Origin of the sequence: Xanthovirga aplysinae (assembly GCF_009711365.1) — a bacterium.
In the GTDB taxonomy this organism is placed as follows: Bacteria; Bacteroidota; Bacteroidia; order Cytophagales; family Cyclobacteriaceae; genus Xanthovirga; species Xanthovirga aplysinae.
This window is the reverse complement of sequence record NZ_SMMB01000865.1, coordinates 1-4,879: the sequence shown is the minus strand read 5'-3', so window position 1 is coordinate 4,879 and position 4,879 is coordinate 1. Positions and strand designations below refer to the sequence as shown.

The following is a 4,879-nucleotide window of genomic DNA, read 5'->3' as shown; positions in this document are numbered from 1 at the left end:
CTACTTACACAGTTTTCCGGATAGTGTCTTGTTAATTAATTGATTTGGTATTTTTCGCCTTTAAAGTGTTATATCATTTAATCTTACCCAACCCCTCTTTATTTTGTACTTTTAACCATGAAGCCTGTGAACCATTACTTATAATTTTTCTTACTGATGAACCATCCTTCTTCATCATGTAAATATTATTTTTTCCATCCTCATATGCTGAATAAATTAATTTAGACCCATCTGGTGACCACGATGGCCCCCAGGCTTCAGGAACATTAAATGTTAATCGTTTTTGATTGGAGCCATCTGCATTCATAACATAAATTTGAAGACTACCATCTCTCTCAGACATAAAAGCTATTTGTTTGCCATCAGGTGAAATCTCAGGGTGTAACTCCCTTGCCTCATTGTTTGTTAACTTAACTATATTGCTACCATCAATATCTGCTATACATATTTCATAAGACAGCATGTTTGCGTGATAGAGTAATTTACCATCTGGTGTAAAAAAAGGTCCCCCTCCTTTTAATGGTTTTATTTGGGTCTGTTCACTTCCATCTGCATTCATAATCCATATTTCCTCCATCCATATACCTTCTGTATTAGTGTATGCTCTTGCAAATGCAATTTTTCTTCCGTCAGGAGACCATGTAGGTGAACTATCCCATACATTTTTTGTATGTGTTAATCTTTTTCTATTCGTACCATCAATATTCATTGTATGGATAGACCAGGTATCTCCTCCATCATGATATGCATACATGGCCATCTGTTTTCCATCAGGAGACCAGGCTGTATAACCATCATTTCCTTCACGATTTGTTAGTTTAAATTTTGATTTACCATTAGAATTGGTCAGATAAATTTCTCCATCACCTGATTCTTTTGATGAATAAGCAATCGTATAGGATAGTGATTTAGACTTAGGTCTGAGTGTCTCAATAATTTGTGCATCTACCCAGAAAATATCTACATTTTCGTAGTTACCCGGGGTCATATTCCTGTTGAAGAATAGGTATTTACCATCTGGTGTCACGCTGGCACCTGCTTCCCAGGCATCTGTGTTTATCTTATCGCCCAGGTTAATGGCCTCACCCCATGAGCCATTTTCCCTTCTAAAGCTTATATAGATATCTGAACTACCATATCCACTTTCTCTTCTGCCATCCCATATCAAATAGGATTCATCTGGAGCGATGAAAGGGTGAGCATTCATTTTTCCTGTGTTGATCTCTTTACCAAATGCCCCCGGTTCTTCACGTTTCCCGTCTTTTAATCGCGAGTAACGGATTACGCCATCTCCATCGGGCATGCCAACCTCATCAAAAACCCAGGTTCCTTTGGAGGAAGCCGTAAGGCGCATGATCTCTATCTCCTGAAAAGAGGAACCGAGTTTTTTGATTTCCGACCAGTCGCCAGTCTCAGTACGCTCCTTATATCTTCTTCCCAAATGCATGATTTTTCCGTCGGGTGAGATGAAAGGTTGCCCTACTCTGGGCGATATCACTGACTCCTGCCATCGATTATTTTTATACTGAAAAACAACAAATTCTTGTTCTTTATTTTCCTCAACTTCTCTGATGAAATAAAACTCTTTCAGGTCGGGGGAGAAGCCACCACCATATTCCCAATGCTCTGTCGTAACAATGCCTGGCGCAAAAGGTTCTGGCATTAAGCCCGGTGGTTTTTGCCCAAGATAGGGACCTTCTAAGTGTGAAAGGCTAGAAGCGTTTTTTATATTTTCTTGAGCAATGACAGTATTTAACGATATTACGATTGTCAGTATTAATAATTTAGTAGTTTTCATACGCTTTCCTTTATTTGATATGTTTAGTAACTGTTATTATAAGAGCAGTAGCCGATTACGGAGCATTCATTTTCAATTTTCGTTAAAATTGAAGGGAGCAACAATCCTTTAACTGACAGCTATATAGGCTATTATTTTGATGCACCGTTACCAAACGGATACTAAGTTGGCATCAAAATTATATATGCTAAATTTATTTTTACCTCTTACAATTCAACTGGTCTTAATGTATCAATAATTTCTGTGCTCACCCAATACAAATTTGATAACCCACCTTCGTTTTCGGCTCTAGTAAAAAACAAATATTTGCCATCTGGTGAGATACTTGGACACCCTTCATTTAAACTAGTATTTACTTCATTTCCGAAGCTAATTGGTTTTGTCCATGTACCGTCTTTTTCCTTAAAGCAGACATAGATATCAACATCTTTTCTTTGTTCATTTTCTCTGCTTCGAGCATATACCAGCAAATAGTCTTGAGATGGGGAAATAAACCCATGGTGACCAAATTCAATTTCAACTTCCTGTACCTCGGGAAATTTGCCATTTTTATGCAGGGCATAGTACATTTTCCATTTTTTCGATAAATTTGTATAAAAAAGATCTCCGTTTTTAGCTTGATTAATATAAAAAACGAGGTCATCATTGAGAGGAGAATCAAGTTGTATTGCATCACTCCAGGAATCATCTAAACGGTTTACATACCAAATTTTTTCATCCGAGAAAATAGAATCCAAAGCTGTGAAATAAATCCTTTTGCCATCAACACTAACGAATGGATATAATTCCTCTTTTTTTCTCCCATTAGTAAAATTTGCTCTTTTAGTGGGAGTCCATTTATTACCTTTAAGTTTTGAGAAATAGATAGATACTTCTTCATCTTTTTTATTAACTGTAAAATATACTTCGTCTAAATCAGGAGAAAACGAAATATTCGATTCATTCCTTCCATTGATTGAAACAATTCCAGGAGCAAAAACTTCTGGAATTAAGCCTGGTGGCTTTTGTCCAAAATACGGGTTTTCCGTAGTTGATGAATCACTAGCTATTGAGGGCTGTTTTTTAGTATTACAAGCATTTAAAACTAATGCAAATACAAGTATTAAAACTATAAAGTTGTAATTTTTCATTGTTTAGATTTTTGTATTGTTTGCTATTTCTTAATAAAAGCTGGTAGAATTCTTGTTGCTGTCACTGATACGGGATCATCAACTCTACGATGGGTAGTGGTTACAACCACCAGATCAAGATCTTCGATCAAAATGATAGTTTGGCCGCTGCCGCCTCTGGCTGCTTTGGTGAAGTAGCTTTTATCCCCTACGGACAAATCAGCTTGCCACCAGAAATAGCCGTAAGCCGTGCCTGAGACACCACTGGCGGTGTCATCATATTCTTCACTTTGATTGACAATTTTACTGGTCGCTTTTGCAATAAAGGCAGCTGGTACCAGTTGCTTGCCTTTCCATTTACCTTTGTTGATGACCAAAGTCCCCCACTTGACCATATCGCGCGATGTCATGCTTGACCCACTTCCCGATCTCGGCAGGCTGCTAACATCAGTCCCCCAGTCATAAGTCGTAATGCCCATTTTGTCGAGAAGTTCATTTTTGATAAAGTCTTTGGCCGACCCCGGCACAACGTCATCAATGATTTGCATCACCAATATTGGATCGAATTGATATTTAAAACTTTGAGACTCTGCAGTAATAGGCGCACTATGCTCGAGGTAAGCCTGAATTTGCCCCTGACCTTTTAACAGGGCTGGGTTTTTCTCGAATTCTTCTCTCTGTTCTTCACTGATGCGGATACCGGAACGCATAGTCAGCGCCTGGTGCAGGGTGATCTTTTCTACACCCTCAACAAATTTTGTTGGGTCGAGGTCTTTAAGAAAACTGACCAGGGGTTTGTCTAGATCGGCCATGCTCAGAAAACCCAGCTGGATGGCGCGGCCAAGCGCCAGGGCGGTGTAGGCTTTAGTCGCTGATGCTTGCGGATGGGGCAGGTTGATGCGGCCGCGCAAATAATAGGATTCAAATAAGAGCTTGCCCTTGTGGGCAATAAGAAAGCTGTCGAAGTTACCATGTTTGTTGTCAGCGATTTCCTGCGCCAGCTTAAGAATCATCTCTTTATTGCCCCCATCGATGCCTAATTCGCCCACGAGGATTCCGTCTTTTCTATCAGTTGGCGCTGCATCGATAAAGGCTTCTTTGAGATAAGGAATATCCCTGAATGAGAGCTTGGCTTCAGTGGCTGTAGTCTCCGGTGCGAGGCTATCACTTTGTTGGGCAAAGCTGCTATTTGTTAGTATAAGTAGCATTAAAAGGAGTAGTCCTGTTTTGTAATTCATAGATTTTATTATTTAAAATGAATGGCGACAATCAAGATAAAATAAGAATGCGCTCCAGTTGCCAGGATGAATAATTTTTAAATTTTGCCGGTAGGTTTCAAAATACCCGGTTCGCATTTTCATCTTGGCAGCTGTTAGTTGCTGTTTATTTGGCTGTTTTTAACCACGCAGGTTGTGCACCATTAGGTATGATTATTTTTATCGAAGAACCATCTTTATTCATCCTGTAAATATTAGTTTTCCCATCCGTTTTTGATGTAAAAATTAATTGAGATCCATCAGGTGACCAGGATGGCATAGAATCACGAACTTTGTTAAATGTTAATCTTTTTTGATTAGACCCATCTATATTCATCACATAGATTTCATAATTCCCATCTCTCTTAGACGTAAATGCGATTTGCTTACCATCTGGTGAAACCTCAGGTTGCCACTCTTCTGCTTCGGTATTTGTCAAATGAATGATGTTGTTACCATCAACATCTGCTATGCTTATCTCACTTTTTTTATCTTTGTATTCCGAGTGAAAGACTATTCTACCATCTGGTGTAAAATAAGGACCACCACCACTTAGTGATTTTATTTGAGTCTGCTCACTACCATCTGAGTTCATGACCCAAATTTCTGTCTGTATAATTTTATCCGAATCTCTATATTCTCTTGCAAAAACAATTTTTTCCCCATCGGGAGACCAGGTAGGTGAACTATCCCATTTGTTTTTTGCATGAGTTAAT

General features: G+C 38.8%; 4 protein-coding genes. All 4 read right to left on the bottom strand.

What is annotated here, in order from left to right; all coding sequences use genetic code 11:
- Positions 1-73: 73 nt before the first annotated feature.
- A complete protein-coding gene (locus E1171_RS07030) occupies positions 74-1,798 on the bottom strand; it encodes a TolB family protein (protein ID WP_155205301.1) in 1,725 nt (574 codons plus the stop codon).
- Between the two features lie 206 nt (positions 1,799-2,004).
- Entirely contained in the window at positions 2,005-2,928 is a 924-nt protein-coding gene (locus tag E1171_RS07025; protein ID WP_155205300.1) for a TolB-like translocation protein, read from the bottom strand.
- Between the two features lie 23 nt (positions 2,929-2,951).
- Positions 2,952-4,145, bottom strand: coding sequence for a serine hydrolase domain-containing protein (locus E1171_RS07020; RefSeq protein WP_155205299.1), 1,194 nt, complete (start codon positions 4,143-4,145; stop codon positions 2,952-2,954).
- A 145-nt stretch (positions 4,146-4,290) separates the two neighbouring features.
- The coding region (locus E1171_RS07015; protein WP_155205302.1) for a TolB family protein at positions 4,291-4,879 on the bottom strand (589 nt) is incomplete at its 5' end.